General features: G+C 39.0%; 26 protein-coding genes. 20 read left to right on the top strand and 6 right to left on the bottom strand.

All coding sequences use genetic code 11. The annotated features are described in order from the left end of the window. Positions 1-74: 74 nt before the first annotated feature. From remB to dnaA, 5 genes are all read right to left on the bottom strand, one after another. Positions 75-338, bottom strand: a complete 264-nt coding sequence (gene remB / locus ACFWE9_RS05020) for an extracellular matrix regulator RemB (protein WP_034316197.1) — start codon at positions 336-338, stop codon at positions 75-77. A gap of 12 nt (positions 339-350) precedes the next feature. Next, positions 351-1,469 carry a DNA replication/repair protein RecF gene (recF, locus tag ACFWE9_RS05015; protein ID WP_230161573.1) on the bottom strand — a complete coding sequence of 373 codons (1,119 nt, stop codon included), beginning with the start codon at positions 1,467-1,469 and terminating at the stop codon, positions 351-353. Positions 1,470-1,490: 21 nt separating this feature from the next. Further along, positions 1,491-1,703, bottom strand: coding sequence for a S4 domain-containing protein YaaA (yaaA, locus tag ACFWE9_RS05010; RefSeq protein ID WP_230161575.1), 213 nt, complete (start codon positions 1,701-1,703; stop codon positions 1,491-1,493). Positions 1,704-1,923: 220 nt separating this feature from the next. Continuing rightward, positions 1,924-3,060 (bottom strand): DNA polymerase III subunit beta, encoded by a 1,137-nt coding sequence (gene dnaN / locus ACFWE9_RS05005; protein ID WP_230161577.1) that lies wholly within the window; start codon positions 3,058-3,060, stop codon positions 1,924-1,926. Between the two features lie 193 nt (positions 3,061-3,253). Beyond that, complete coding sequence (gene dnaA, locus ACFWE9_RS05000) at positions 3,254-4,603, bottom strand: chromosomal replication initiator protein DnaA (RefSeq protein ID WP_057914144.1); 1,350 nt, start codon at positions 4,601-4,603, stop codon at positions 3,254-3,256. 958 nt (positions 4,604-5,561) lie between these two features. On the opposite strand from dnaA, the gene rpmH reads away from it, so the two are divergent. The 11 genes from rpmH to ACFWE9_RS04945 all read left to right on the top strand — a co-directional run bounded on the left by rpmH (position 5,562) and on the right by ACFWE9_RS04945 (position 16,013). Then, positions 5,562-5,696 carry a 50S ribosomal protein L34 gene (gene rpmH / locus ACFWE9_RS04995; protein ID WP_034316183.1) on the top strand — a complete coding sequence of 45 codons (135 nt, stop codon included), beginning with the start codon at positions 5,562-5,564 and terminating at the stop codon, positions 5,694-5,696. An 80-nt stretch (positions 5,697-5,776) separates the two neighbouring features. Next, positions 5,777-6,133, top strand: coding sequence for a ribonuclease P protein component (gene rnpA, locus ACFWE9_RS04990; RefSeq protein WP_230161578.1), 357 nt, complete (start codon positions 5,777-5,779; stop codon positions 6,131-6,133). A gap of 173 nt (positions 6,134-6,306) precedes the next feature. Then, positions 6,307-7,095: a YidC family membrane integrase SpoIIIJ gene (spoIIIJ, locus tag ACFWE9_RS04985; protein WP_230161580.1), complete on the top strand. Its 789-nt coding sequence runs from the start codon at positions 6,307-6,309 to the stop codon at positions 7,093-7,095. After that, positions 7,092-7,712: an RNA-binding cell elongation regulator Jag/EloR gene (gene jag / locus ACFWE9_RS04980; protein ID WP_230161582.1), complete on the top strand. Its 621-nt coding sequence runs from the start codon at positions 7,092-7,094 to the stop codon at positions 7,710-7,712. Before spoIIIJ ends, jag begins: the two co-directional genes overlap by 4 nt. 345 nt (positions 7,713-8,057) lie before the next feature. Further along, the gene (mnmE, locus tag ACFWE9_RS04975; protein WP_377355851.1) at positions 8,058-9,443 is read left to right on the top strand and encodes a tRNA uridine-5-carboxymethylaminomethyl(34) synthesis GTPase MnmE; all 1,386 of its coding nucleotides are present in this window, start codon (positions 8,058-8,060) and stop codon (positions 9,441-9,443) included. Between the two features lie 21 nt (positions 9,444-9,464). After that, on the top strand, positions 9,465-11,351 hold the full coding sequence (gene mnmG, locus ACFWE9_RS04970) for a tRNA uridine-5-carboxymethylaminomethyl(34) synthesis enzyme MnmG (protein ID WP_230161586.1): 1,887 nt from the start codon (positions 9,465-9,467) through the stop codon (positions 11,349-11,351). Positions 11,352-11,381: 30 nt separating this feature from the next. Further along, a complete protein-coding gene (gene rsmG, locus ACFWE9_RS04965; protein ID WP_230161588.1) occupies positions 11,382-12,098 on the top strand; it encodes a 16S rRNA (guanine(527)-N(7))-methyltransferase RsmG in 717 nt (238 codons plus the stop codon). A 408-nt stretch (positions 12,099-12,506) separates the two neighbouring features. Continuing rightward, complete coding sequence (gene noc, locus ACFWE9_RS04960) at positions 12,507-13,367, top strand: nucleoid occlusion protein (protein WP_230161590.1); 861 nt, start codon at positions 12,507-12,509, stop codon at positions 13,365-13,367. Positions 13,368-13,631: 264 nt separating this feature from the next. Continuing rightward, complete coding sequence (locus tag ACFWE9_RS04955) at positions 13,632-14,393, top strand: ParA family protein (protein ID WP_230161592.1); 762 nt, start codon at positions 13,632-13,634, stop codon at positions 14,391-14,393. Next, complete coding sequence (locus tag ACFWE9_RS04950) at positions 14,386-15,246, top strand: ParB/RepB/Spo0J family partition protein (protein ID WP_230161594.1); 861 nt, start codon at positions 14,386-14,388, stop codon at positions 15,244-15,246. The genes ACFWE9_RS04955 and ACFWE9_RS04950 overlap by 8 nt, the downstream gene beginning before the upstream one ends. A 65-nt stretch (positions 15,247-15,311) precedes the next feature. Continuing rightward, a complete protein-coding gene (locus ACFWE9_RS04945) occupies positions 15,312-16,013 on the top strand; it encodes a DUF554 domain-containing protein (RefSeq protein ID WP_230161596.1) in 702 nt (233 codons plus the stop codon). A 56-nt stretch (positions 16,014-16,069) separates the two neighbouring features. Here ACFWE9_RS04945 and yyaC read toward each other — a convergent pair whose 3' ends face one another. Then, positions 16,070-16,702 carry a spore protease YyaC gene (gene yyaC, locus ACFWE9_RS04940; protein WP_230161598.1) on the bottom strand — a complete coding sequence of 211 codons (633 nt, stop codon included), beginning with the start codon at positions 16,700-16,702 and terminating at the stop codon, positions 16,070-16,072. A 394-nt stretch (positions 16,703-17,096) separates the two neighbouring features. Here yyaC and ACFWE9_RS04935 point away from each other — a divergent pair, with 394 nt between their 5' ends. From ACFWE9_RS04935 to rplI, 9 genes are all read left to right on the top strand, one after another. Further along, the gene (locus tag ACFWE9_RS04935; protein ID WP_377355847.1) at positions 17,097-17,933 is read left to right on the top strand and encodes a mechanosensitive ion channel family protein; all 837 of its coding nucleotides are present in this window, start codon (positions 17,097-17,099) and stop codon (positions 17,931-17,933) included. Between the two features lie 20 nt (positions 17,934-17,953). Continuing rightward, entirely contained in the window at positions 17,954-18,151 is a 198-nt protein-coding gene (locus tag ACFWE9_RS04930) for a DUF951 domain-containing protein (protein ID WP_230161602.1), read from the top strand. A 168-nt stretch (positions 18,152-18,319) separates the two neighbouring features. Next, the gene (gene ychF, locus ACFWE9_RS04925; protein WP_230161604.1) at positions 18,320-19,420 is read left to right on the top strand and encodes a redox-regulated ATPase YchF; all 1,101 of its coding nucleotides are present in this window, start codon (positions 18,320-18,322) and stop codon (positions 19,418-19,420) included. 190 nt (positions 19,421-19,610) lie between these two features. After that, complete coding sequence (gene rpsF / locus ACFWE9_RS04920) at positions 19,611-19,895, top strand: 30S ribosomal protein S6 (RefSeq protein WP_034316153.1); 285 nt, start codon at positions 19,611-19,613, stop codon at positions 19,893-19,895. 69 nt (positions 19,896-19,964) lie between these two features. Then, the gene (gene ssb, locus ACFWE9_RS04915; protein WP_230161606.1) at positions 19,965-20,495 is read left to right on the top strand and encodes a single-stranded DNA-binding protein; all 531 of its coding nucleotides are present in this window, start codon (positions 19,965-19,967) and stop codon (positions 20,493-20,495) included. A gap of 47 nt (positions 20,496-20,542) precedes the next feature. Beyond that, a complete protein-coding gene (gene rpsR, locus ACFWE9_RS04910; RefSeq protein ID WP_230161608.1) occupies positions 20,543-20,782 on the top strand; it encodes a 30S ribosomal protein S18 in 240 nt (79 codons plus the stop codon). A 248-nt stretch (positions 20,783-21,030) separates the two neighbouring features. Then, a complete protein-coding gene (locus ACFWE9_RS04905; RefSeq protein ID WP_377355844.1) occupies positions 21,031-21,978 on the top strand; it encodes a YybS family protein in 948 nt (315 codons plus the stop codon). Positions 21,979-22,014: 36 nt separating this feature from the next. Further along, positions 22,015-23,985 carry a DHH family phosphoesterase gene (locus ACFWE9_RS04900; protein WP_230161612.1) on the top strand — a complete coding sequence of 657 codons (1,971 nt, stop codon included), beginning with the start codon at positions 22,015-22,017 and terminating at the stop codon, positions 23,983-23,985. Then, entirely contained in the window at positions 23,982-24,431 is a 450-nt protein-coding gene (gene rplI, locus ACFWE9_RS04895; protein ID WP_230161614.1) for a 50S ribosomal protein L9, read from the top strand. The genes ACFWE9_RS04900 and rplI overlap by 4 nt, the downstream gene beginning before the upstream one ends. Positions 24,432-24,477: the final 46 nt, after the last annotated feature.

The following is a 24,477-nucleotide window of genomic DNA, read 5'->3' as shown; positions in this document are numbered from 1 at the left end:
CATACGTATCACCTACACTTTTCTTTTGGCATTTATCAATTTTTCTGGAGTAATTAAAGCGTTACCGCTTAATTTCAAAGAATATCTATATCATCGATTAATAACGAAGGCTGCAGTGAACGCTTTTTCAAAGTGGACGACGCAAGCGGTGAATAATAGACCTGTTTATCCGTCACTACAATCGATTTAACCGAGTTTTTTGCTAAATGGGAAGTTACATCAGACTTTTTCTCCAAGAATTCACTCATGATTGGAGAGGCCTGAAGCAGCTTCTTATCTAAAATGGCTATGACATCGTCCGTTTTCACAAGAATGTCTTCACCAATATGGAGATACATACATTCACCTCATCATTTAACCTTTTTTATACTTCCTTGACTAACATAAAAGGTGGACGCTTCTCTTAGGGTTTGATGATCGATTCCATCAACGGAGGGTGTCGTCACGAATGTTTGTACTTTCCCTTGTATCGTATTCAGTAAATGAGATTGACGGAAATCGTCAAGTTCCGATAACACATCATCCAATAATAAAATGGGATACTCGCCGATTTCTTCATGGATCAGCTCAATTTCGGCAAGTTTTAAAGATAGGGCAGTTGTACGTTGTTGTCCTTGTGAACCATATGTCTGAACATCTCGTTCATTCACAAAAAAAACCAGGTCGTCACGATGAGGACCTACAAGTGTTACACCCCGTTCAATTTCCCTTGTTTTTATTTTATCAAATTTTTCTGTGTATACTTCTATCATTTTCGTCAAATCCATAGATTCTGATACATCAAGCGACGGTTTATATTGGATTTTCAATACTTCTAGATTTCTGGAGATCCCCGAGTGAATCGGCTCTGCCCATTGCTGGAGCTTTAAAAGAAACTCGTATCTTCTTTCGACAATTTTCGCTGCATACTGAATGAATTGATCAGTTAACACGTCAAGCATCGTCGTATCCGTTTGTTTTCGGGTCTGCAGAAGCTTTAAGTAATGATTTCTTTGTTGAAGTATTTTATGATATTGGCTCATATCATGAAGGTATACGGGAGAAACCTGGCCAATTTCCATATCTATAAAACGGCGTCTGACTACAGGGCTACCCTTTACAAGGTTAAGATCCTCCGGCGCAAACATGACCACATTCATATTTCCGACATATTGACTTAACTTTCTTTGTTCAATATGGTTGCACTTCGCCTTTTTCCCTTTTTTTGAAATGGTCAGCTCAAGTGGTATTGAGGTATTTCTCTTTCTAACTCTTCCTTCTATTTTAGCATACTCTTCATCCCAGCGAATAAGTTCTTTATCATTTGAGGTCCGATGAGATTTTGCCATTGCTAAAACAAAAATGGATTCCATGACATTTGTTTTTCCTTGAGCATTTTCGCCAAGGATTACATTGACTTTATTTTCAAAAGTCAGATTCAATTCGGTATAGTTGCGGTAATTTCTCAAACTTATATTTTCAATATACATATTCCGCTCTTCCCTTATGTTTTAGCTTGTAATTGTGAAGACGCCAAATCCAGGAATCTCTATTTTATCACCTGATCTTAATTTTCTGCCTCTTCTCACATCTAATTCGCCGTTAATGAATACCTCGTATTCACTTAAGAACCATTTCGCCATTCCGCCACTTTGGATCAGATCCGCTAATTTCAAGAATTGTCCCAGTGTGATATATTCTGTGCTGATTTTTATGGAGTCCATTTCATGCCTCACTCATTTCCAAGTAGTCTTTAATACTTCATTTTACTAAATAAATCCCATTAAGACAAAGTATAGCTTTTTCCGCTCTTATTTTTAGCGTTTCCAAGTCCCTTACAGCATTAAAAAATCCATGAAAACCCTTTTAATTCGTATGTTCAAATATAAAAAAATTAAAGGCCTGCAGAACAAGCCTTTAATTTTTTTGAAATATTATTTTAGCTTAATAAGTTCTAACTGGCAGAATTAATTGCAACATGGAATCATCATGAAGTGGGCGAATGACAAACGGACGCATTGCACCTGTAAAATTAATTTTGATATCTGAACCTTCCAATGCCTTTAAAGCATCCATTACAAATTTGGCACTGAATGAAATTTTCAGATCTTCCCCTTCAATGGCCTCTGCTTGAACCTCTTCAATTACTTTACCAATTTCAGGAGTATTGGAAGAGACCTCGATTATACGGCCTTCCAGGGTTGTCAATTTGACGACATTATTTCTTCCTTCCCTCGCCAATAAAGAAGCCCTGTCGATCGCTTGAAGAAAATCTTTTGTATGAACCGTTACATCCGTTTTGCTATCTGAAGGGATCAAGCGGGACGTATCAGGATAATTCCCTTCAAGTAATCGTGAGAAGAATAATAAATTTTCAGCCTTGAAAAGGACTTGATTATCGGTAATGACGATTTCTATGAGTTCGTTTGTATCATCAAGGATTTTACTCAACTCATTCAAACTTTTACCAGGGATAACAACGCTATAGGTCCCTGTAATTTTATTTTCTATTTTTGCAGTTCTCATTGCCAGTCTATGACTATCTGTTGCAATACAGGTCAACTCATCATCTTGAACCTTTAAGTTTACACCTGTTAAGATGGGGCGTGTTTCTGACGTGGACACTGCAAAACCAGTTTGACGAATAAGGGTCTTTAATAGGTCCGTTGGAAGTTTGAAAATATTTTCTTCTTCAATGATTGGAAGATGTGGATACTCTTCAGGATCCAAACCGTTTAGATTAAATTCAGCTTTACCTGAGCGGATAATCGTTTGAAAGTTGTTTTCAACTTCAATTTCTACAGTATCCATCGGTAACTTTTTGACAATTTCACTGAAGAAACGGGCATTCAATACAATACCGCCACTTTTTTTCACTTCAACAATCTCATCTCCGTCTACTTCGGCTGGAATAAAAGATTGGATCGAGATATCGGAATCACTTCCTGTTAAAGTGACACCCTCACTAGTAACGCTTATTTTTATCCCTGTTAGAATCGGGATCGTGGTTCTTGATGTGACTGCTTTCATTACTTCTTGGACACTATGAACTAATCGATCTCTTTGGATTATAAATCTCATGTTTCATCCTCCAATTTTTTTATTGCCAAAAAGGCATATTTATTAATAATTTTTATTAAAAAAGATAGTAGTAATAGTAGTAGGGCCTGTTGATATGTGGATAAGTCCCTTCAAGCTAAGGAAAAACAGTCCATCCACTTGTGGACAGACTGTGTGTAAGTTGTCGTCAGTTATACACATTATCCAGAATTGATTATACCCTCAGCTGATCCTGGATTTCTTTAACCTGACGTTGAAGCTGGGTATCCGTTTGCATGAGCTTAGAGATTTTTTCATGCGCATGAATAACGGTCGTATGATCGCGACCTCCAAATTCATCTCCTATCTTTGGCAGGGATGAGTCCGTTAATTCCCTGGAAAGATACATCGCAATCTGTCTTGGGAAGGCTACGGATTTAGTCCGTTTTTTCGCCTTGAAATCCTCAAGTTTGACACTATAATGTTCACCGACTGTTTTCTGGATTTCTAATATGGTGATTATTTTAGGTTTTGAGCTTGGGATGATGTCTTTTAATGCTTCTGCTGCCAAATCTGCATTGATATCTTTATTGATTAATGAAGAATAAGCGACGACGCGAATAAGTGCACCTTCAAGTTCACGAATATTGGAATCGATTTGGTTGGCAATATAGAGCATGACTTCATTCGGTATATCAAGCCCCTCAGCTTTCGCCTTTTTACGTAATATGGCAATCCGCGTTTCTAGATCAGGAGGAGTGATATCCGTGATCAAACCCCATTCAAACCTTGAACGGAGGCGATCTTCAAGTGTAGGGATCTCTTTTGGTGGACGGTCACTCGAGATGACGATCTGTTTGCTTTCTTCGTGTAATGCATTGAATGTATGGAAAAACTCTTCTTGAGTTTGTTCTTTTCCCGCCAGAAATTGAATATCATCAATTAATAAAACATCTACGCTTCTGTATCTATCACGGAATTCCCCAGCTTTATTATCTCGGATAGAGTTGATAAATTCGTTCGTGAATTTTTCAGACGATAAATAAACGACCTTGGCATTCGGATTATGCTCAAGAACATAATGCCCAATTGCATGCATTAAATGAGTTTTACCCAGTCCAACGCCTCCGTATATGAATAAAGGATTATAGGCTTTGGCTGGAGCTTCTGCGACAGCGAGAGACGCGGCATGGGCAAAACGATTGCCGGAGCCGATGACAAATGTATCAAAAGTATTTTTTGCATTCAGCATGTGCTGTGGAAATGCAGCATGCTCTTTATCCTGTTTTTTAATCTTTTTAGGCTGAACAGGAACGGTAAAATCATCATCTTCTTGATTGGGGGGAATGATAAATTTTGCTTCCAATTCCTCACCGGTAAGTTCAAACAATACATCAGAAATAAGATGGGAATAGCGTTCTTCAAGCCAATCCCTGGCAAATTCATTGGGAGCGGTGACTGTTAATGTATCACCTTGAAGTAAATAAGCCTTAGTTGATTTAAGCCATGTTTCAAAGCTTGGTTTACTGATTTTTTTTTCGATTTTTCCGAGCGCCTGGTTCCAAAGGCTATCAATGTTATCCAAACTTATCCCTCCTTTGCAAAATATTTTTATTAAACGTAACTAAAATGTATAGGCACAAATAAACTCATCGATTGCCGTCTTTATATAAATTTTGACAGCAAGGGTTCGGTGAGCTGTATAAGGGATTTTTATGTTGTGTAGTGTGAAGTCCCTCTAACCATATCTATATCTTGCGCTGTACAACATTTGTACAGACTACATCTAGTAAGTCGATGCAGATTTGAATGTTTATTCATCAACAGGTATTTTGAGAAATATATAATAAAGAAGAAAAAAGGGTTTTCGACAATATCCACCATCTGTGGACAATTTAATATACACAGGTCGGATAAGCTATCCACATGTTATACACAGTCTGTGGATAACCGTTATCTGTTGATAAAGTTATTCAGAGTGAAAACACAAATATAATATCAGAAATTCAGGTGGCTTGCAATGGGTTAGAAAACTTTATCCACAACTTACCGAGCCTGTGGGAAAAACTTTTCCACAGGCTATTGTTATGTGTAAAAGTCCATGAAATGGGTTGTGGATAGAAAAAAACATGTCGAATTTTATCCACAGGTCATAGTTATAGCTCGAATTAATAAAATTATTTCCAATGACATTTAAGTGATTTAAGTCGCAAAAACCTATGCTGATAAATCGGATGGACATTTAAAAACCGACTTAAGGTTTTTATACTTTGTCGAATTCCATGTAGAAATAGGAGAGATATCAGGGGATCGACAAATATGTATTCATGGGTAAAATTGATGGAAATTTCCTTCTCCCCAAAAATTTCTATATCAGTTCGGAGAAAAATCATTTACAATAGGCTAGGTAGTAAAAAAAGGCCTACTGGACATTGAGCATAAAAAAGAAATATTTTTTTGGATGAGGTTGACAAGTAGAAACCTCAATCTATATAATTGTAAAGACTGTCTTTAACTGTTATTCCTCAGGGAGGTGTCATATAATGAAAAGAACTTATCAACCGAATAATCGCAAACATAGTAAAGTTCACGGTTTCCGTGCACGTATGAGCACGAAAAACGGACGTAGAGTAATCGCTGCACGTCGCCGCAAGGGCAGAAAAGTATTATCTGCATAGACCACTGAAAAGTCTCAGTGGTCTTTTTTCGCAAAATAAGGGATTTACTGAGACTCAATTCATGTAATGAAGGTGTAAAAATGAAAAAAAAGTTAAGGATTAAGAAAGAGGACGAATTTCAGCTTGTGTTTAAAAAAGGTGAATCTTCTGCTAATCGGCAATTCGTTGTCTATGTCCTTGAAAAGCCAGGTCAAGATTATTTCCGGATTGGTCTTTCCGTCAGTAAAAAAATCGGGAACGCCGTTGTAAGGAACCAAATTAAAAGATACATACGGCAAGCGTTTTTGGAATTGAAAGATGATATAGAAGAGGGTAAGGATTATATTGTGATTGCTCGAAAACCAGCGGCGGAGATGGACTTTTTCCAGGTGAAAAGCAGCTTGATCCACGTCCTGAAACGTTCTAAATCACTAAACTTTAAAACGAAAAAACAATAAAGTCTCCTTATCGATAATAAACACCCCTTTAAATCAGTAGTTACTTGAAAAAGATGACATAAAAAATTCCTATTGAACTGTGAAAAAAGTGGATTACATTTCCTTGAATTCCGCCAATGAACAGTTCACAATTGTTTCAAAAAAGATTGATTGCAGTTAGGAGGAAATTACGGTTGAAAAAACGAATATTACTCATTATTGGACTAGCTTCGATAATGATGCTGTTAGCAGGGTGTACGGAAATTAAAGAACCTATTACTGCGGAAAGTGAAGGTTTTTGGAATTCATACATTGTCTATCCATTATCAGCCTTGATCATTTGGCTTTCTGAAACATTTGGGGCGAACTATGGTTTGGGAATCATCGGTGTTACTTTAATCATTCGCTTAGCATTACTTCCACTTATGGTCAAACAGGTTAAAAGCTCGAAAGCAATGCAGGCCATCCAGCCTGAAATGAAAGAACTTCAAGCAAAATACAGCTCAAAAGATGCTGCCACTCAACAAAAACTACAGCAAGAAACAATGGCTCTATTTTCAAAATATAAAGTGAATCCATTGGCGGGTTGTTTGCCAATATTGGTGCAAATGCCGATTCTAATCGGATTTTACCATGCCATCAGCCGTACGGAGGAAATCTCTTTACATAGTTTTCTTTGGTTTGATTTAGGTTCCCCGGATCCTTATTATATTTTACCGGTTGTTGCTGGTATCACGACTTTTATCCAGCAAAAGATGTCCATGGCTGGAATGAACTCCAATCCACAAATGGCTGCACAAATGACGATGATGCTTTACATCATGCCAGTTATGATTGTTGTTTTTGCTATTAATTTTCCCGCTGCTCTTTCTCTATATTGGGTAGTAGGTAACCTTTTTGGTATCGTTCAAACATATTTCATTAAAGGTCCGGATCTTAGAAAAGCAGCTGCGGAAAACGCGGGAGGGGCAAAGAAAAAGTGAAAAAAGTAACTGCTACAGGACAATCTGTCGAAGAAGCAGTAAATTTAGCTTTAGCTCAACTGAATAGCACTAAAGATCGTGTGGAAATTGAAATTGAAGACGAAGGAAAAAAAGGATTTTTTGGTTTATTTGGTGCAAGGAAGGCAATTGTCCATGTGACATTGCCTGCCGATCCCATTGAAGAGACACTTGAATTTTTGAAAAATGTCAGCAGGGAAATGGGAGTTAATGCAGAAATTGATATCCAACGTAAAGGGAAGAACGTTACATTCCATTTAACGGGTGATAAAATTGCATTATTAATTGGAAAAAGGGGTCAAACACTGAATTCCCTTCAGTATTTAACGCAGTTGGTTGCAAATCGCTATTCGAAGCAGTTTTTAAATATTACAGTAGATGCAGAAGATTATCGAAATCGACGCAATGATACGTTAATCCAATTGGCTGAAAGAATGGCAAATAAAGCCATAAAAACAGGTAAAGCAATTTCACTGGAGCCCATGCCATCCTATGAACGTAAGGTCATCCATAATGCGCTCCTGCATTATCCAAAAATTAAAACGACTTCAAATGGAACGGAACCATATCGCCATTTAGTCATTACTCCACTCAAATGAACCTTCTGCTATAAAGCAGGGGTTCTTTTTTTAATGTCAGGATACCATTGTTTGTCGAATATTAATTTATTAATGATTATTTCAACAAAAACTGACATATTTCTTATTAATATTCTCATGATCAATAAGATGGGTGAAAGAGCAACGGTCCATATTTGTTATTCACATGTGGATAAGTTAAAATGAATACTACAGAATATGGAATTCATGCATGTGGATAACCCTTTAAAGGAAGGAGTATCTACTTTTTTTCATGAATATACTGTGGTATTGTAGTTATTTAGGGATTCAACGATTTTTATTATCAGAAAAAAATAGAAACATCAATATATAAGAGGTGAAAGCATGGAATTCGATACAATCACCGCTATCTCTACGCCCTTAGGGGAAGGGGCAATCGCCATCGTTAGAATCAGCGGTGATGAGGCCATAGAAATAGCCGATAGGATCTTTAAAGGACCAGGAGGAAAAGGATTGCTTGAAGTGAACTCACATACGATTCATTATGGCCACCTTATCCAGCCTAAAACAGGTGAAATCATTGAGGAAGTCATGGTTTCGGTCATGAAAGGTCCAAAGACATTTACAAGAGAAGATGTAGTTGAAATAAATTGTCACGGTGGAATCGTTTCCGTCAATCGGGTATTACAACTTATTCTCTCACAAGGAGCTCGTTTAGCAGAACCTGGTGAATTTACGAAACGAGCTTTTTTGAATGGAAGGATCGATCTTTCTCAAGCAGAGGCCGTTATGGATTTAATCAGGGCTAAAACGGATAAAGCCATGAATGTCGCATTAGGTCAAATGGAGGGCCGGCTTTCGAAATTAATCCAAAACCTGCGTCAAGAAATTTTACAGACCCTCGCTCAAGTCGAGGTAAACATAGATTATCCGGAATATGATGATGTCGAAGAAATGACGCATCGTTTATTTTTGGAAAAAGGCAGTTATGTGAAGACTGAAATAGAGAAACTGCTTCACACAGCCCAGCAAGGGAAAATCCTGCGGGATGGACTGGCAACGGTTATCATAGGACGCCCGAATGTCGGGAAGTCTTCTTTACTAAACAGCTTAGTCCATGAAAATAAAGCGATTGTAACTGACATTCCTGGTACAACACGTGACGTAATTGAGGAGTATGTCAATGTTCGCGGTGTACCGCTTAAGCTTGTCGATACAGCTGGAATTAGAGAAACGGAAGATATCGTTGAACGAATTGGAGTTGAACGGTCTCGTGCGGTATTGAAAGAGGCTGATCTAATATTACTGGTATTGAACTATTCAGATGATTTTACCGCTGAAGATGAGAAACTATTCCAAGCTGTCGAGGGAATGGATGTTATCGTTATTATCAATAAAACCGATCTTCCACAGAAAATTGATTTGGCTAAGGTTAAAGAAAATTCAACATCCCATAAAGTTGTTTCCACTTCATTGCTTGAGGATAAAGGGGTCGATGAATTGGAAAAGGCCATCGCTTCTTTATTTTTTGAAGGTTCTTTAGAAACGGGAGACTTGACCTATGTGTCCAATGCCAGGCATATAGCCTTGCTAGGACAGGCATTACAGTCAATTTCAGATGCAGTTGAAGCGATTGAAATGGGTACACCAATTGATTTGGTTCAAATTGATTTCACGAAAGCATGGGAGCTCCTTGGAGAAATCATTGGTGAAAGCGTACAGGATAATTTAATCAACCAATTGTTCTCACAATTTTGTTTAGGAAAATAATTGTAAAAGGAGGAAAAGAACATGCAATACGAAGCAGGTAGCTATGATGTCATTGTAATTGGTGCTGGACATGCTGGTAGTGAAGCAGGCCTTGCAGCTGCAAGAGTTGGGGCTAAAACGATGATGATCACCATTAACTTGGATATGGTCGCCTTTATGCCTTGTAATCCGTCCGTTGGCGGGCCGGCAAAAGGTATAGTCGTTAGGGAAATTGACGCTTTAGGCGGTGAAATGGGGAAAAACATCGACAAGACCCATATTCAAATGAGGATGTTGAATACTGCCAAAGGCCCGGCTGTTCGTGCATTGCGTGCGCAGGCAGATAAATTTCTCTATCAACAAGAAATGAAAAAGACGATAGAAGACCAAGAAAATTTGACATTGATTCAAGGGATGGTAGAGGAATTAATTGTAGAAAATGATGTTTGTACCGGTGTCATTACTAAAACAGGCGCAGTATATCGTGCGAAAACTGTCGTAATCACGACGGGTACCTATTTACGTGGTGAAATCATTTTAGGGGAACTAAAATATTCAAGCGGTCCAAATAATCAGCAGCCTTCCATCAGGCTTTCTGAACACTTGGAGCAATTAGGGTTCGATTTGGTTCGTTTTAAAACAGGAACACCACCACGTGTCAATAGTTCATCCATAGATTACAGCAAAACGGAAATTCAGCCTGGTGATGAAGTACCACGTGCTTTTTCTTATGAAACCACTAAGTTCATCACTGATCAATTACCATGCTGGCTAACGTACACAAATGAGGGTACACACCAGCTCATTGATGATAATCTGCACCGCTCACCGATGTATTCCGGAATGATAAAGGGAACTGGACCTCGTTATTGTCCATCAATAGAAGATAAGGTCGTCCGTTTCAATGATAAACCACGCCATCAAATTTTCCTTGAACCTGAGGGTCGCAATACAAAGGAAGTTTATGTACAAGGGCTGTCTACAAGTCTGCCAGAAGATGTACAAGTAAAAATCCTTCAAACGATCCCAGGTCTCGAGAAGGCGGAAATGATGCGTGCCGGATATGCAATTGAATATGATGCAATCGTTCCTACACAGCTATGGCCTACTCTAGAAACGAAAAAAATCAAAAATTTGTATACAGCAGGCCAAATTAACGGGACGTCCGGCTATGAAGAAGCTGCAGGACAAGGGCTGATGGCCGGCATTAATGCAGGATTGAATGCGATAGGTAAAGAAGAACTGATTTTAAGCCGTTCGGATGCCTATATTGGTGTACTCATTGATGACCTTGTAACCAAAGGTACGAATGAACCTTACCGATTGCTGACATCACGTGCAGAATATCGTTTATTATTGCGTCACGATAATGCCGATTTAAGGTTAACGGAAATTGGTTTCAATATTGGAATGATCAAGGAAGAACGCTATAACCGTTTCCTTTTGAAAAAAGAAGCGGTTGAAATGGAAAAAGGACGCCTGAAATCAAATTTCATCAAACCAACTAAAGAGGTTCAAGAAGTCATTACTGCAAGTGGTGGCAGTGAGTTGAAGGATGGAATCCGTGCGTCTGATTTATTGAAACGACCTGAAATGGATTATTCCCATATTCAGAGGTTGGCTCCAAGTGATGTCGAACTGAGCGGTGAAGTGACGGAACAAGTCGAAATCCAGATCAAGTATGAAGGATATATTGAAAAATCCTTGCAACAAGTCGATCGTCTGAAAAAAATGGAGAATAAAAAGATTCCAGAGAATATAGATTATGATGCAATTTCTGGTCTAGCAACGGAAGCACGTCAAAAATTAAAGTTGGTCCACCCGCTTTCAGTAGCTCAGGCTTCAAGAATTTCCGGTGTGAATCCAGCTGATGTTTCCATTTTGCTTGTTTATTTGGAACAAGGTAAGATAGCCCGAGTATCTCAGTAATGGAAATACCCGAAAAGGATTGAAGAAAACATGAATATAGAACAGTTCCAACAAGCACTGCAGGAGAAGGGAATTGAGCTTTCTCCTCACCAGCTTGATCAGTTTGACACATATTATCGTTTATTGGTGGAATGGAACGAAAAGATGAACTTGACCGCCATTACTAATAAAGAAGAAGTTTATCTAAAGCATTTTTATGATTCAATCAGTGCTGCCTTTTATTTCGATTTTAACAAATCTTATCGGATTTGCGATGTTGGGGCTGGCGCTGGGTTTCCGAGTATTCCATTGAAGATTTGTTTCCCTGATATCCACGTATCGATTGTGGATTCGTTGAATAAGCGAATCTCTTTTTTGAATCACCTTGCTGATTCATTGCAATTAAAGGGTGTTTCCTTCTATCATGACCGGGCGGAAACCTTCGCGCAAAAACCGGAGCATCGCGAATCCTATGATATTGTCATGGCAAGGGCGGTAGCTAGGATGTCCGTTTTAAGTGAACTATGTTTGCCGCTTGTTAAACCGGATGGGACGTTTATTGCCATGAAAGCGGCTAGTGCACAGGATGAAATGGACACAGGGAAGAAAGCCATTTTTACGTTAGGCGGAAAAATCGAAGAAATTCATCCCTTCACATTGCCAGAGGAAAATAGTGAAAGAAACATCATTACCGTTAAAAAAGTGAAGAAAACGCCTAAAAAATACCCAAGAAAACCAGGGACACCGAATAAACAGCCTATTGAATGACCTATATACTACTTCGATGTTTCCATATTGGACGTAGATGATTCATATATTTGGCTGGTACTTGTCCTAATTTTCTTTTACTATAAAGGTATGACTTTATTCATTAATCATATTAAGCAAACATGAAGGCAATTTTTCAGGTGCAATATCAATCGTGTGCCAGGTTTTCAAAGCAGGGCTAGAAGGTCGGCGATTTTTCTTTTTGTTTTCAGGGAAATAATCTTGGGCAAGCCGGCTGAGATATGTAATTACTGGCCGTCTCATCCTCATTATTGCCTTGATGACGCCAGTCGACATGTTTTTTACAGTGAAGGACCATTTGTATAACCATGTCGGGAAATGTATGCAGGACTTGTCCTTTAAATAGAGAATATGTTATTTGGGAGTTTTAAAAGGTGGTGTAGGAAGATGAAGCATCCTTTTTCGCGGTTCTTTGGGTTTGGCGAAAAAGAAGAACAGCAACTAGAGATGGAGACACCTAGCAATAATAATGAAGAGATTAGAAAAATTTCAATTTCTGATATTGTGCCTAATCGATTTCAACCAAGGACCGTTTTTAATGACGATAAAATTGCGGAATTGGCTCAAACGATTCATACACACGGGATCATTCAGCCAATTGTAGTAAGGGCTTATGGACAGGGAAAATATGAAATCATTGCAGGTGAGCGCCGTTTTCGGGCTATGCAAAAGCTGGGCTGGGAATTGGCACCTGCAATTATTAAAGATTTCACCGATACAGAAACGGCTTCCGTTGCGCTGATAGAAAACCTTCAGCGTGAAGAGCTTACACCGATTGAAGAAGCATTGGCTTACGGTAAACTATTGGAGTTGCATAGTTTAACCCAAGAAGCCTTGGCACAAAGACTGGGAATAGGACAATCTACCGTTGCGAATAAGCTTCGGCTGCTTAAGCTGCCCCAGGAAGTTCAAGATGCACTTCTTCAAAAGCAAATTACGGAACGCCATGCCCGCTCGTTGATACCATTAAAAAGTCCTGAAAAGCAGATTAAACTACTTTCGGAAGTCATCGAAAAAGGGTTAAACGTCAAGCAAACAGAAGAGCAGGTCGTCAAGCTCTTAACGGGTACGGTTCAAAAGCCGAAACCTAAGCGAAAGGCGTTTAGTAAAGATATGAGAATTGCCGTAAATACGATACGTCAATCACTCAGTATGGTTACAGACAATGGAATAAATCTGGATGCAGAGGAAGAAGAATTCGAGGAGTATTATCAATTCACGATTAAAATACCCAAGAAAAAAACTTGATCCTCTATCCTTAGCCCCGCTTGGTAGTCTCCGATTACCAAGCTTTTTTTTATTTTCTAGATAACACTAGCATCTGTTACGTGAAAAGTGGTGCAATTTTTTAGGGATTTTTGTAAGGTTTAGCTAAATTTCAAATATCAGGAGTAATTTAAGAAAACGATTTCTTCCTGTAGCATTCATGATAAAATAGAAAGAAAATAAATGAATTTACGGTAAAATTGATTAAATATAACGTTATGAATATAGTTGAAAGCAGGTGAATTCGTGGGTAAGATTCTCGCCATTGCCAATCAAAAAGGCGGTGTTGGAAAAACGACAACTTCTGTCAGTTTAAGTGCTTGTCTTGCATACATAGGACAGAAAGTCTTAATGGTCGATATTGATCCGCAGGGAAATGCGACAAGCGGTGCAGGTATTGATAAAGCGGATGTGGAACAATGTATTTATGATGTATTGGTCGATGATGTTGAAGCCAGTACCGTTATCTTGGAAACAAAGGTTGAAAACTTATATGTTATACCTGCGACAATTCAACTTGCAGGTGCGGAAATCGAACTGGTACCAACCATTTCAAGGGAAGTCCGATTAAAAAGGGCATTGGAAGAGGTGCAAAGTCGATATGATTACATTGTAATCGACTGTCCTCCATCATTAGGATTGCTTACGCTGAATGCATTAACAGCGGCTGATGCCGTTTTGATCCCTGTACAATGTGAATACTATGCATTGGAGGGCTTGAGTCAATTATTAAATACGGTCCGTCTCGTCCAAAAGCATTTGAACCATGATTTGAAAATTGAAGGTGTGCTATTGACGATGTTGGATGCCAGAACAAATTTAGGTCTCCAGGTTATAGAGGAAGTCAAAAAATACTTTCAGGATAAAGTGTATCAAACCATCATTCCCCGCAATGTCCGATTGAGTGAAGCACCGAGCCATGGAGAACCAATAATTATATATGATCCAAAGTCAAGAGGAGCGGAGGTCTATCTAGAACTGGCAAAGGAAGTGGTATCAAATGGCTAAAGGACTTGGCAAAGGACTTAACGCAATTTTCAACAATGGTGAGATCAGTAAAGATGAAATCGTGCGGGAAATCAAAATAAGGGAATTAAGGCCAAATCCTTATCAGCCCAGAAAAAGCTTCCGACTTGAAGCTATAGAAGAATTAAAGCAATCGATCATGGAACACGGGATATTACAGCCGATTATTGCCCGGAAAAGTATTAAGGGTTTTGAAATCGTGGCTGGAGAGAGGCGTTATCGCGCTGCGAACGAAGCTGGTTTAAAGACAGTTCCGGTTGTGGTAAGGGAATTGAATGAACAGCAAATGATGGAACTGGCTATTTTGGAAAACCTGCAACGGGAAGATTTAAATCCGATTGAGGAAGCGGCAGCTTATCAAACTTTGCTAGAAAAATTGGATTTCACACAAGAACAGTTGGCCAGCCGGTTAGGTAAAAGCCGACCACATATTGCGAACTATGTTCGATTACTCTCTTTGCCTGAAGGGATAAGGAGTTACATCTCTGAAGGCAAAATTTCCATGGGGCATGGCCGTGCATTACTAGGTTTAAAGAAAAAAGAGTTGCTTAATCCAGTAGTGGATAAGATCCTCAAAGAAGGAATGAATGTCAGACAGCTAGAGCGATATATACATCAATTGAATGATACTGTTTCACGTGAAACCAAACCTAAGAAACAAGAGAAAAAAGATATTTTCATAAAGCAACGGGAATCAAGTCTACGTGAAAGACTAGGAACGAGTGTAACGATAAAACAAAGCAAGAAAAAAGGGAAAATAGAAATCGAATTCTTTTCAAAAGAAGATTTAGAGAGAATTTTGGGCTTGATCGATCAAGAGGACCTTTCCTCTTAAATCCCTCTTTATGAAAGAATTGAGGAAAAACAGCAGTGTGTTCTGTAGAAAATTAGGTGGTTGAGATGGTATTATTAGGGACTTTGGTAAATGGTGCCTGTATTTTAATCGGTGCGATTTTGGGAAGGTTTTTACAACATATACCTGAAAAGATAAAAGAAACGGTCATGAGTGGCATTGGTTTAGCCGTTATAGTCTTAGGCTTGCAGATGGGATTTAAAAGTGATCAGTTCTTAATCGTCATTTTAAGTATGGTTGGAGGGGCCGTCCTTGGGGAATGGATGGATCTTGAGGCGAGGCTTAATTCCTTAGGGAATTGGATTGAGCGGAGGATGAAAGCAAAGGAAGGAACTTCGATATCTCAGGGCTTCGTAACGGCTACGCTCATATTTGGCATCGGAGCCATGGCCATTATCGGTGCCCTGGATAGTGGTATCCGGAATGATCATGATGTTTTGATAACAAAAGCGATCATTGATGGTTTTACAGCACTAGTCCTCGCTAGTACGCTTGGCATCGGTGTACTTTTTTCGGCAGTACCCATCATTCTTTATGAAGGCTTCATAGCGATCTTTTCAAGGCAAATCAATACGATGATACCGACTGCATTAATGGATTCCTTCATATTGGAAATGACGGCAACTGGGGGAGTCATGATTTTAGCAATTGGCTTGAATATTATTGGTGTCACCAAAATAAGGGTGGCTAATCTGCTTCCGGGCATAATGATTACAGCCATTCTAGTTACTATTATGTATTATGTATAAAAGAAAGAAGGAAGGGATATTCCCTTCCTTCTTTTTTTTATAATCCGTTTACCCTTTCAAAGGGTTTTTTCCTGCTTGAATGACCAAGTGAAAGGAGTGATGGCAGGATTTGCTGGATAAAGACTTTGTGCTTCGTAAATCCCCTCGGCGATGATTTTGGCCATTTTTAGAACAAGATTAAGACGAGTGTTTTGCAAGACCATGAACTCCATGAACCCACTTACGTTCACGATTCCTGTAATATGGGCATTACCAACGGAAGGAAGATCTTTATTGACCCCAGCACCGGGTTTCACTGGTCCTTGGCCGATTTGAACAATCCCGACGCTTTTCATTTTCCCTAAACAAGCATCAATTCCGATTATAAAGGGATTGGTATGAAGCTTTTTTATCTCATTTAATTTTTCCTGTAAATTCATCGCATGAATAGGGTCATCTAGAGTACCATAAACATGGAATGAAGAAGAGCTGTTTTCAGTTTTTTCACTAAGCAGAGTGCCGACAAGTGGTCCGAGGGAATCGCCTGTAGAACGGTCTGTGCCTATACAGACAATGACGATAGGTTGAAGCTTTCCGGTTGGTAGAAGGTTGATTAATTCCTGGGAAATTTGTTTGGATGCATCCGTATCTTCATGCAGGATGCGACTCATTCTATTTTTATTATTAAATAGACTAGAATTCAGATTCATCGGCTCAACTCCTTTACTTTATTCGATATTACAGTATACGGATAAAAAGGAAAAAATATACGGCATTTAACGTAATGGATCGGGGAATATTTTGTAGAGCATGCAAACAGGTGAAAGGGAATGGATTGATGTTTCTACCTCTACCAACTGCTTTCATTTATACATTCTATTAATAGATTATTTGATTATCTGGGAAAAAACTTCTAATTCTTTTACCTATATACCCATATTTTTTTTGTACAGAAACCCTTATTTATTGATAAAATAGATAAAAGTTCTCTTAATGATGGTTATTTCACAGCATGAGGGGTAGAGGAATATCTCTATATGGAATTTCATAGAGAAGAGAAGATATTAAAGTTTTGCAGTATTTTGCAATGGGCAGGAGGAAAAGATGGATCGCATTTATGATGACGTTATTAAAGAGATTTTGGATGAAAAAATATGGTTGCTGGTGGGCGAGGGGATTATTAAAATCTTCCTTGTTCTGTTGTTATCACGTATTATTATTACAATAGGAAAGACCATTTTAAATAAATTTTTCAAAGCTCGTTTAAGAAGTCCCATACGTGTTTCAGAGCGCAGGGAAACGACACTCATTAAGTTGCTTGAAAATATCATTACCTATGTTATCAATTTCATCGCATTGATGATGATTTTGGAAATTTTCGGACTTCACGTAATGCCATTACTTGCTGGTGCGGGTGTAATCGGTTTGGCCATTGGGTTTGGAGCTCAAAGTTTGGTCAAGGATATAATCACAGGATTTTTCGTGATTTTTGAAGACCAATTCTCGGTTGGAGATTATATTAAAATCAATAGTTTTGAAGGGGAAGTCATTGAGATTGGGCTTCGTACAACGAAGATCAAAACCAGTGCAGGGGAATTGCACTTCATACCTAATGGCAGCATCATTCAAGTTACGAATTACTCCATTTTGAACAGTAAGGCTGTTGTTGATGTGACGATACCTAATGATGGATCTGTGGAGCTTGCCGAAAAGTTGCTGATTGATCGTTTAAACAGTATGGAAGGCAAATATGAAGCCTTAGTTAATGCACCTGAATTTTTGGGTATCGAAACAATAAGTCGTGAAGAAATCGTCCTGCGGATTACAGCGGAGACAAAGCCTATGCGCCATGTCGAAATCAGTAGGATATTGAGGAAAGAAATAAGTGCTGCTCTTGATTCAAGTGGGATTAAATCCACGTATAATGGCAGCGAGTCGTAGAAATTAGGGGGCTCATGGGTATGGAAGAAAAAGAATTTGCGCTTAAGGATATTGTGGAAATGAAAAAACCACATCCCTGTGGAATAAATAAGTGGAAAATAATTCGACTTGGTATGGATATCCGGATAAAATGTGAAGGCTGCGGTCATAGCGTAATGTTGCCTCGACGTGAATTCGCGAAGAAAATGAAAAAAGTTCTACAAAAGCATGAGGAGTGATCATGCTTTTTTTTTTGGAAAGAAACTAGTTTTGCGATCACAATGATTTACTTGTCTTTTTAGGAAGCGAAATCTATAATTGGGAAAGGTTTAGGTAATTGGATGGTCTGTTTTTGTGGACCAGTCTTTTTCCATATGTACGAATTATCTTGAAGGAGTGAAATATAAATGGCTTTAACAGCTGGTATAGTTGGTTTGCCTAACGTAGGTAAATCCACTTTATTTAATGCAATAACACAGGCAGGTGCGGAATCTGCCAACTATCCTTTCTGTACGATTGACCCAAACGTCGGGATTGTGGAAGTGCCAGATCATCGTTTACAAAAATTGACTGAATTGGTTCAACCAAAAAAGACGGTACCGACAGCATTTGAATTCACGGATATCGCCGGGATTGTAAAAGGAGCGAGCAAAGGAGAAGGATTGGGTAATAAATTCCTTTCCCATATCCGTCAAGTGGATGCAATTTGCCAAGTCGTTCGTTGTTTCGCTGACGACAACATTACTCATGTTTCTGGAAAGGTAAATCCAATCGATGATATTGAAGTCATCAACCTTGAATTGATTCTTGCCGATTTGGAATCCGTTGACAAACGCATCGACCGTGTCGGAAAAATGGCCAAGCAAAAAGATAAAGGCGCAGTGGCTGAACATGAAATTCTTGTAGCTTTGAAAGAAGCATTGGAAAATGAAAAACCAGCTCGTTCAGTTGAATTTACTGAAGAACAGCAAAAAATCGTGAAGGGCATGCATTTGCTTACAGCGAAGCCGACGCTTTATGTGGCAAATGTGAGCGAAGAAGAAGTGGCTAATGCCGACGATAATGAATATGTTCAACAAGTTCGTGACTATGCTGCGAAGGAAAATGCAGAAGTGATCGTAATTTGTGCCAAAATCGAAGAAGAGATTGCAGAGCTTGAAGGTGAAGAAAAAGAAATGTTCCTTTCTGAACTTGGCATCGAGGAGTCAGGTCTTGACCAATTGATTCGTGCTTCATATAATCTGCTTGGATTGGCAACATACTTTACAGCTGGGGTACAGGAAGTGCGCGCTTGGACATTCAGAAAAGGTATGAAAGCCCCTCAATGTGCAGGCGTCATTCACACGGATTTCGAACGTGGTTTCATCCGTGCCGAAACGGTTTCTTATACCGATTTGCTTGAAGCGGGTAGTCATAGTGCTGCAAAAGAAGCAGGAAAAGTTCGCTTGGAAGGAAAAGAATACATCGTTAACGATGGCGATGTAATTCATTTCCGTTTTAACGTTTAAGATGTAAAGACCCTACAGTTCATTTGTAGGGTTTTTTGATTCTTTAATCACTAGATTTCAATAATTTGTAATAAGTCAAACCGTTCGTTGCAAAGCCTCATTAACTATGCTATAATTTTATCTTGTGAGTAATTATAAATAATTGCTCCTTGCCCAATTGGGCCGCTTAGACCAAAAGGAGGTGACAGTGATGAGAAAATACGAAATTATGTATATCATCCGTCCAAACATTGAGGAAGAAGCTAAAAAAGCTTTAGTTGAACGTTTCAACACAATCCTTTCTGATAATGGTGCGGAAGTAGAAGCAAAAGAATGGGGTAAACGCCGTCTAGCATATGAAATCAATGATTTCCGTGATGGTTACTACATGCTTCTTAAAGTTAACGCTGAAAGTGCTGCGATTCAAGAATTCGATCGTCTTGCTAAAATCAGTGAAGACATTATTCGCCATATGGCTACTAGAGAAGAAGTATAATCCGATATTTAATATAAATTCTAATCTTGTTTCACATGAAACAAGCTTGAAACTTAGGGGTTGATTCTGATGATGAATCGCGTAGTTTTGGTAGGACGCTTAACTAAAGATCCTGAATTACGATATACACCTAATGGAGTCCCCGTAGCTACCTTTACTTTAGCTGTTAACCGTGGTTTTACGAATCAGCAGGGTGAACGTGAAGCGGATTTCATTAACTGTGTAGTTTGGCGTAAACCGGCAGAAAATGTAGCTAACTTCTTGAAAAAGGGCAGTTTAGCTGGCGTGGATGGACGTGTCCAAACACGTAATTATGAAGGACAAGACGGCAAACGCGTATATGTGACGGAGATTCTGGCTGAGAGCGTTCAATTCCTTGAACCACGAAGCAGTTCAGCGGGTGAAAGAAATGAAGGCGGTTCTTACGGTGGGGGTCAAAAAAGTTATAGCAACAATAATAACGGAAATGACAACAATTCGTATGGACAAAATCCTAATCAGAATCAACGGAGCAACAACAACTACACTCGTGTAGATGATGATCCATTTGCAAATGACGGCAAGACAATCGACATTTCAGATGACGATCTTCCGTTTTAAACAGCCGTTTAAAATGAAAATTTAAAAAGCAGGGAGGGAAATTTATTATGGCAATGGGTGGACGTAAAGGACGCGGTAAGCGTAAAAAGGTTTGTTATTTCACATCTAACGGAATCACTAAAATTGATTACAAAGATGTAGATCTTCTTAAAAAATTCGTCTCAGAACGCGGTAAAATTTTACCACGTCGTGTAACTGGTACAAGCGCTAAATATCAACGTAGATTAACGATTGCTATTAAACGCTCACGTACTATGGCATTACTACCATATGTATCTGGTGAATAATAAATTGGCACATTGAGGAGTTATCCTTTATGTGCCTTTTTTATTAGATATGTTCTTGTTCCTGAAATCCGCAAAAATGCGGTTTTTTTTTATAAAGAATATTCCTTGTTAAAAGGAGATTTTTCATCGAAAAAATAATCATATTTTGAAAAAAGATTGTGATGTTTGAAATATCCTAGCCGTAACGGATACAATATAAAGATGAAGATAAGACATTCATATTAATAACAGGGGGGTGAAAAAAATAGATGAATAGCGGGAGACGAATTGCGGAGGGCGGAGCCCTTTTGGCACTATATTGCATTTTATTGTTCATCACCATTCATGTCCCGATAGTGGGTATCATCACTCTTTTCTTTTTACCCATTCCTTTCATTCTGGTCACAATCAAACAAAAGTTATCGTGGAGCCTTGGTTACCTATTTATTGCATCGCTATTGACGATCCTCATCGCGACGATATTGTCTGTTCCCTTGACCTTACTTATGGGAGCAACGGGTATTGCGATCGGCTATTTTTTGAAAAAAGACAAACCGATGGCACCTATGTTCATAGGCGCAGTCCTTGTCTTTCTTGGAGGCACTTTAGTAATATATGCAGCTTCAGTATTAATAACGGATGTTAATTACATAGAAGAATCGATGGTCATGGTCAAGGAGTCTTTTGATCATTCAGTGGGCATCATGGAATCTTTTGGACAGGAACCGACAGAACAAGTCAAAAAGCGTTTGTATGAATCGATCGATATGTTGAACACGCTAATGCCAAGTTTATTTGTGCTGATGTCCGTCATCATGGTGTTATTGATTTTCTTGGCTGCGCACCCCATTTTGAAGAGGTTCAGTGAAAAGACGTTAAAATGGCCTCATTTTCGAGATCTTCGACTCCCGAAAAGCCTTTTATGGTATTATTTAATTACGATGCTTCTTGCCCTATTTGTGAATACGGATAAGAACAGTTTTGTATATATGGCCATAACGAACCTATTTTTCATTCTGCAGTTCTTCATATTGTTACAAGGATATTCTCTGATTTTTTATTTCGCTCATGTGAAGTCATGGGCTAAGGCCATACCTGTTTCAATCTTGGTTGTTTCCTTGCTGCTGCCGCTTCCGATTATCACTACGGTCATACGATTTTTAGGTATTATAGATTTAGGCTTTCCTTTTAGGGAGAAAATCAAGAAGAGGGAATAGCCTTTTGTAAAACAGATGCTTTTAGGAGCTGAAACTATGCCATCTTATTTGAAAGAATACTCGATTAAGTCCCCTTTGTATGGGATGCTGGCCGCCGGCGTGTTACTTTTGGGCGTGCTGGCTTATTATAATTGGGTTATTGCACTTATTGGACTGCTGATTCTTGCTGGTTTATTTTATTTAACATTAAGAATGGAAGAAAAAAAACAACGTAAGACAGAAGAGTATATAACGACTTTATCCTACCGTTTAAAGAAGGTTGGCGAGGAAGCGTTATTGGAGATGCCAATTGGGATCATGCTCTTTAATGAAGATTATTACATTGAATGGACCAATCCATTCCTGGCTTCATGTTTTAGTGAAGATTCCTTGGCGGGAAGATCGCTTTACGATGTCGCAGACTCGATTGTTCCGTTAATTAAGCAAGAGATTGAGACAGAGACACTTACGCTTCATGATCGGAAATTCAAAGTGGTCCATAAGCGAGAGGAAAGACTCCTTTACTTTTTCGATGTGACGGAGCAAGTGGAAATTGAGAAGTTATATGAAGATGAGCGGACGGCAATTGCAATCATTCTCCTTGATAATTATGATGATTTGACACAAGGGATGGATGATCAGCGTAAGAGCAGCATTAATAGCCTGGTTACCTCACTTCTTGATAAATGGGCAAGAGATAATGGTGTATTCTTTAAACGGGTTTCGTCGGAACGATTCATTGCGGTATTTAATGAACACATCCTTCATCAACTTGAGAAGGGGAAATTCTCGATTTTGGATGAAATCAGGGAAACGGCGGCCAAGCAAAATGTACCGTTGACTTTGAGCATTGGAGTTGGCTCGGCCGTATCGTCCTTACCAGAATTGGGGACGCTTGCACAGTCAAGCCTGGATCTAGCTTTGGGACGGGGCGGTGATCAGGTAGCCATAAAGCAAGCGAATGGAAAAGTGAAATTCTATGGCGGTAAAACCAATCCTATGGAAAAACGCACGAGGGTACGTGCACGTGTGATTTCCCATGCATTGAAGGATATAGTCCTTGATAGCGATAAAGTCATTGTCATGGGCCATAAAAACCCGGATATGGATGCAATCGGTTCGGCAATTGGCATCTTGAAAGTTGCCCAAATGAATGAACGGGAAGGCTATATTGTCATTAACACCCAGCAGCTTGATAGCAGTGTCCTTCGGTTAATGGAGGAAATCAAGAATAAAGAAGAACTGCATGCCCGGTTTATAACACCTGATGATGCATTTGAAATGATTACGGATGAGACCTTGCTGGTTGTAGTCGATACACATAAACCTTCGATGGTCATTGAAGAGCGGTTATTGAATCGGATCGATAAGGTTGTAGTCATTGACCATCATCGCCGAGGTGAAGAGTTCATCAAAAACTCATTGCTTGTCTATATGGAACCATATGCATCTTCAACAGCAGAACTTGTAACCGAACTGCTTGAATATCAGCCAAAACGCTCAAAAATTGATATGCTGGAAGCTACCTCGCTTCTTGCCGGTATCATAGTTGATACGAAAAGCTTCACATTAAGAACGGGTTCACGTACTTTTGATGCAGCCTCTTACTTAAGGGCACATGGAGCGGATACGGTACTTGTCCAGAAATTCTTAAAAGAAGACGTGGACACTTATATTAAACGATCGAAGCTCATTGAAGAAGTTATCTTTTATAAAAAGGGAATTGCCATTGCCTCGGCAAAAACCGATCAGATCCACAATCAGGTGCTCATTGCTCAGGCTGCAGACACGCTTTTGACCATGGATGGCGTTGTTGCTTCATTCGTAATGGCTAAGCGATCGGATGATACAGTAGGCATAAGTGCGCGTTCTCTCGGCGATATCAATGTACAGGTGATCATGGAAATGTTGAATGGAGGCGGACATTTAACAAATGCCGCTACACAGCAAGTATGTTCCATTGGTGAAGCTGAAAGTCGATTAAAAGCAGCGATAGATGAATATTTAGAAGGGGGACAAAAAGAATGAGAGTAATATTTCTTAAAGACGTTAAAGGTAAAGGAAAAAAAGGGGAAGTTAAAAATGTTGCAGATGGATATGCACATAATTTCCTGATTAAACAAGGATTGGCCGTTGAAGCAAATAATACAAATGTAAAAACGTTGGAAGCTCAGAAAAATAAAGAACAATCACTTGCTGCAGAAGAACTGCAACATGCAGAAGAATTGAAAGTGCAATTGGAGAAATTAACAGTTGAACTATCTGCTAAAGCCGGTGAGGGCGGGCGTTTATTTGGTTCCATCACGACTAAACAAATTGCATCAGAGCTTCAGAAAAAACATGACATCAAGATTGATAAACGGAAAATGGAGCTTGCTGACGGTATCCGTTCTTTAGGGCATACCAAACTGCCTGTCAAGCTTCATCCTGAAGTCACTGCGGCACTGACTGTGCATGTGAAAGAAATTAACTAATTTTAGTTGTTTCATATCTGTGAAAAATTGATAAAATAGAGATAGA

Source organism: Peribacillus sp. NPDC060253, from assembly GCF_042727425.1.
Lineage (GTDB): Bacteria > Bacillota > Bacilli > Bacillales > DSM-1321 > Peribacillus.
This window is presented reverse-complemented; position numbering and strand designations above follow the sequence as displayed.

What these genes read in the sequence shown, in the direction of transcription:
- rpsF (WP_034316153.1), top strand. Translation starts at nt 19,611, where the DNA reads ATGAGAAAATACGAAATTATGTATATCATCCGTCCAAACATTGAGGAA.
- ACFWE9_RS04900 (WP_230161612.1), top strand. Translation starts at nt 22,015, where the DNA reads ATGCCATCTTATTTGAAAGAATACTCGATTAAGTCCCCTTTGTATGGG.
- dnaN (WP_230161577.1), bottom strand. Translation starts at nt 3,060, where the DNA reads ATGAGATTTATAATCCAAAGAGATCGATTAGTTCATAGTGTCCAAGAA.
- ACFWE9_RS04950 (WP_230161594.1), top strand. Translation starts at nt 14,386, where the DNA reads ATGGCTAAAGGACTTGGCAAAGGACTTAACGCAATTTTCAACAATGGT.
- ACFWE9_RS04945 (WP_230161596.1), top strand. Translation starts at nt 15,312, where the DNA reads ATGGTATTATTAGGGACTTTGGTAAATGGTGCCTGTATTTTAATCGGT.
- recF (WP_230161573.1), bottom strand. Translation starts at nt 1,469, where the DNA reads ATGTATATTGAAAATATAAGTTTGAGAAATTACCGCAACTATACCGAA.
- ACFWE9_RS04930 (WP_230161602.1), top strand. Translation starts at nt 17,954, where the DNA reads ATGGAAGAAAAAGAATTTGCGCTTAAGGATATTGTGGAAATGAAAAAA.
- yaaA (WP_230161575.1), bottom strand. Translation starts at nt 1,703, where the DNA reads ATGGACTCCATAAAAATCAGCACAGAATATATCACACTGGGACAATTC.
- rpmH (WP_034316183.1), top strand. Translation starts at nt 5,562, where the DNA reads ATGAAAAGAACTTATCAACCGAATAATCGCAAACATAGTAAAGTTCAC.
- remB (WP_034316197.1), bottom strand. Translation starts at nt 338, where the DNA reads ATGTATCTCCATATTGGTGAAGACATTCTTGTGAAAACGGACGATGTC.
- rnpA (WP_230161578.1), top strand. Translation starts at nt 5,777, where the DNA reads ATGAAAAAAAAGTTAAGGATTAAGAAAGAGGACGAATTTCAGCTTGTG.
- yyaC (WP_230161598.1), bottom strand. Translation starts at nt 16,702, where the DNA reads ATGAATCTGAATTCTAGTCTATTTAATAATAAAAATAGAATGAGTCGC.
- mnmG (WP_230161586.1), top strand. Translation starts at nt 9,465, where the DNA reads ATGCAATACGAAGCAGGTAGCTATGATGTCATTGTAATTGGTGCTGGA.
- rsmG (WP_230161588.1), top strand. Translation starts at nt 11,382, where the DNA reads ATGAATATAGAACAGTTCCAACAAGCACTGCAGGAGAAGGGAATTGAG.
- noc (WP_230161590.1), top strand. Translation starts at nt 12,507, where the DNA reads ATGAAGCATCCTTTTTCGCGGTTCTTTGGGTTTGGCGAAAAAGAAGAA.
- ACFWE9_RS04935 (WP_377355847.1), top strand. Translation starts at nt 17,097, where the DNA reads ATGGATCGCATTTATGATGACGTTATTAAAGAGATTTTGGATGAAAAA.
- rplI (WP_230161614.1), top strand. Translation starts at nt 23,982, where the DNA reads ATGAGAGTAATATTTCTTAAAGACGTTAAAGGTAAAGGAAAAAAAGGG.
- ACFWE9_RS04905 (WP_377355844.1), top strand. Translation starts at nt 21,031, where the DNA reads ATGAATAGCGGGAGACGAATTGCGGAGGGCGGAGCCCTTTTGGCACTA.
- ychF (WP_230161604.1), top strand. Translation starts at nt 18,320, where the DNA reads ATGGCTTTAACAGCTGGTATAGTTGGTTTGCCTAACGTAGGTAAATCC.
- mnmE (WP_377355851.1), top strand. Translation starts at nt 8,058, where the DNA reads ATGGAATTCGATACAATCACCGCTATCTCTACGCCCTTAGGGGAAGGG.
- ssb (WP_230161606.1), top strand. Translation starts at nt 19,965, where the DNA reads ATGATGAATCGCGTAGTTTTGGTAGGACGCTTAACTAAAGATCCTGAA.
- rpsR (WP_230161608.1), top strand. Translation starts at nt 20,543, where the DNA reads ATGGCAATGGGTGGACGTAAAGGACGCGGTAAGCGTAAAAAGGTTTGT.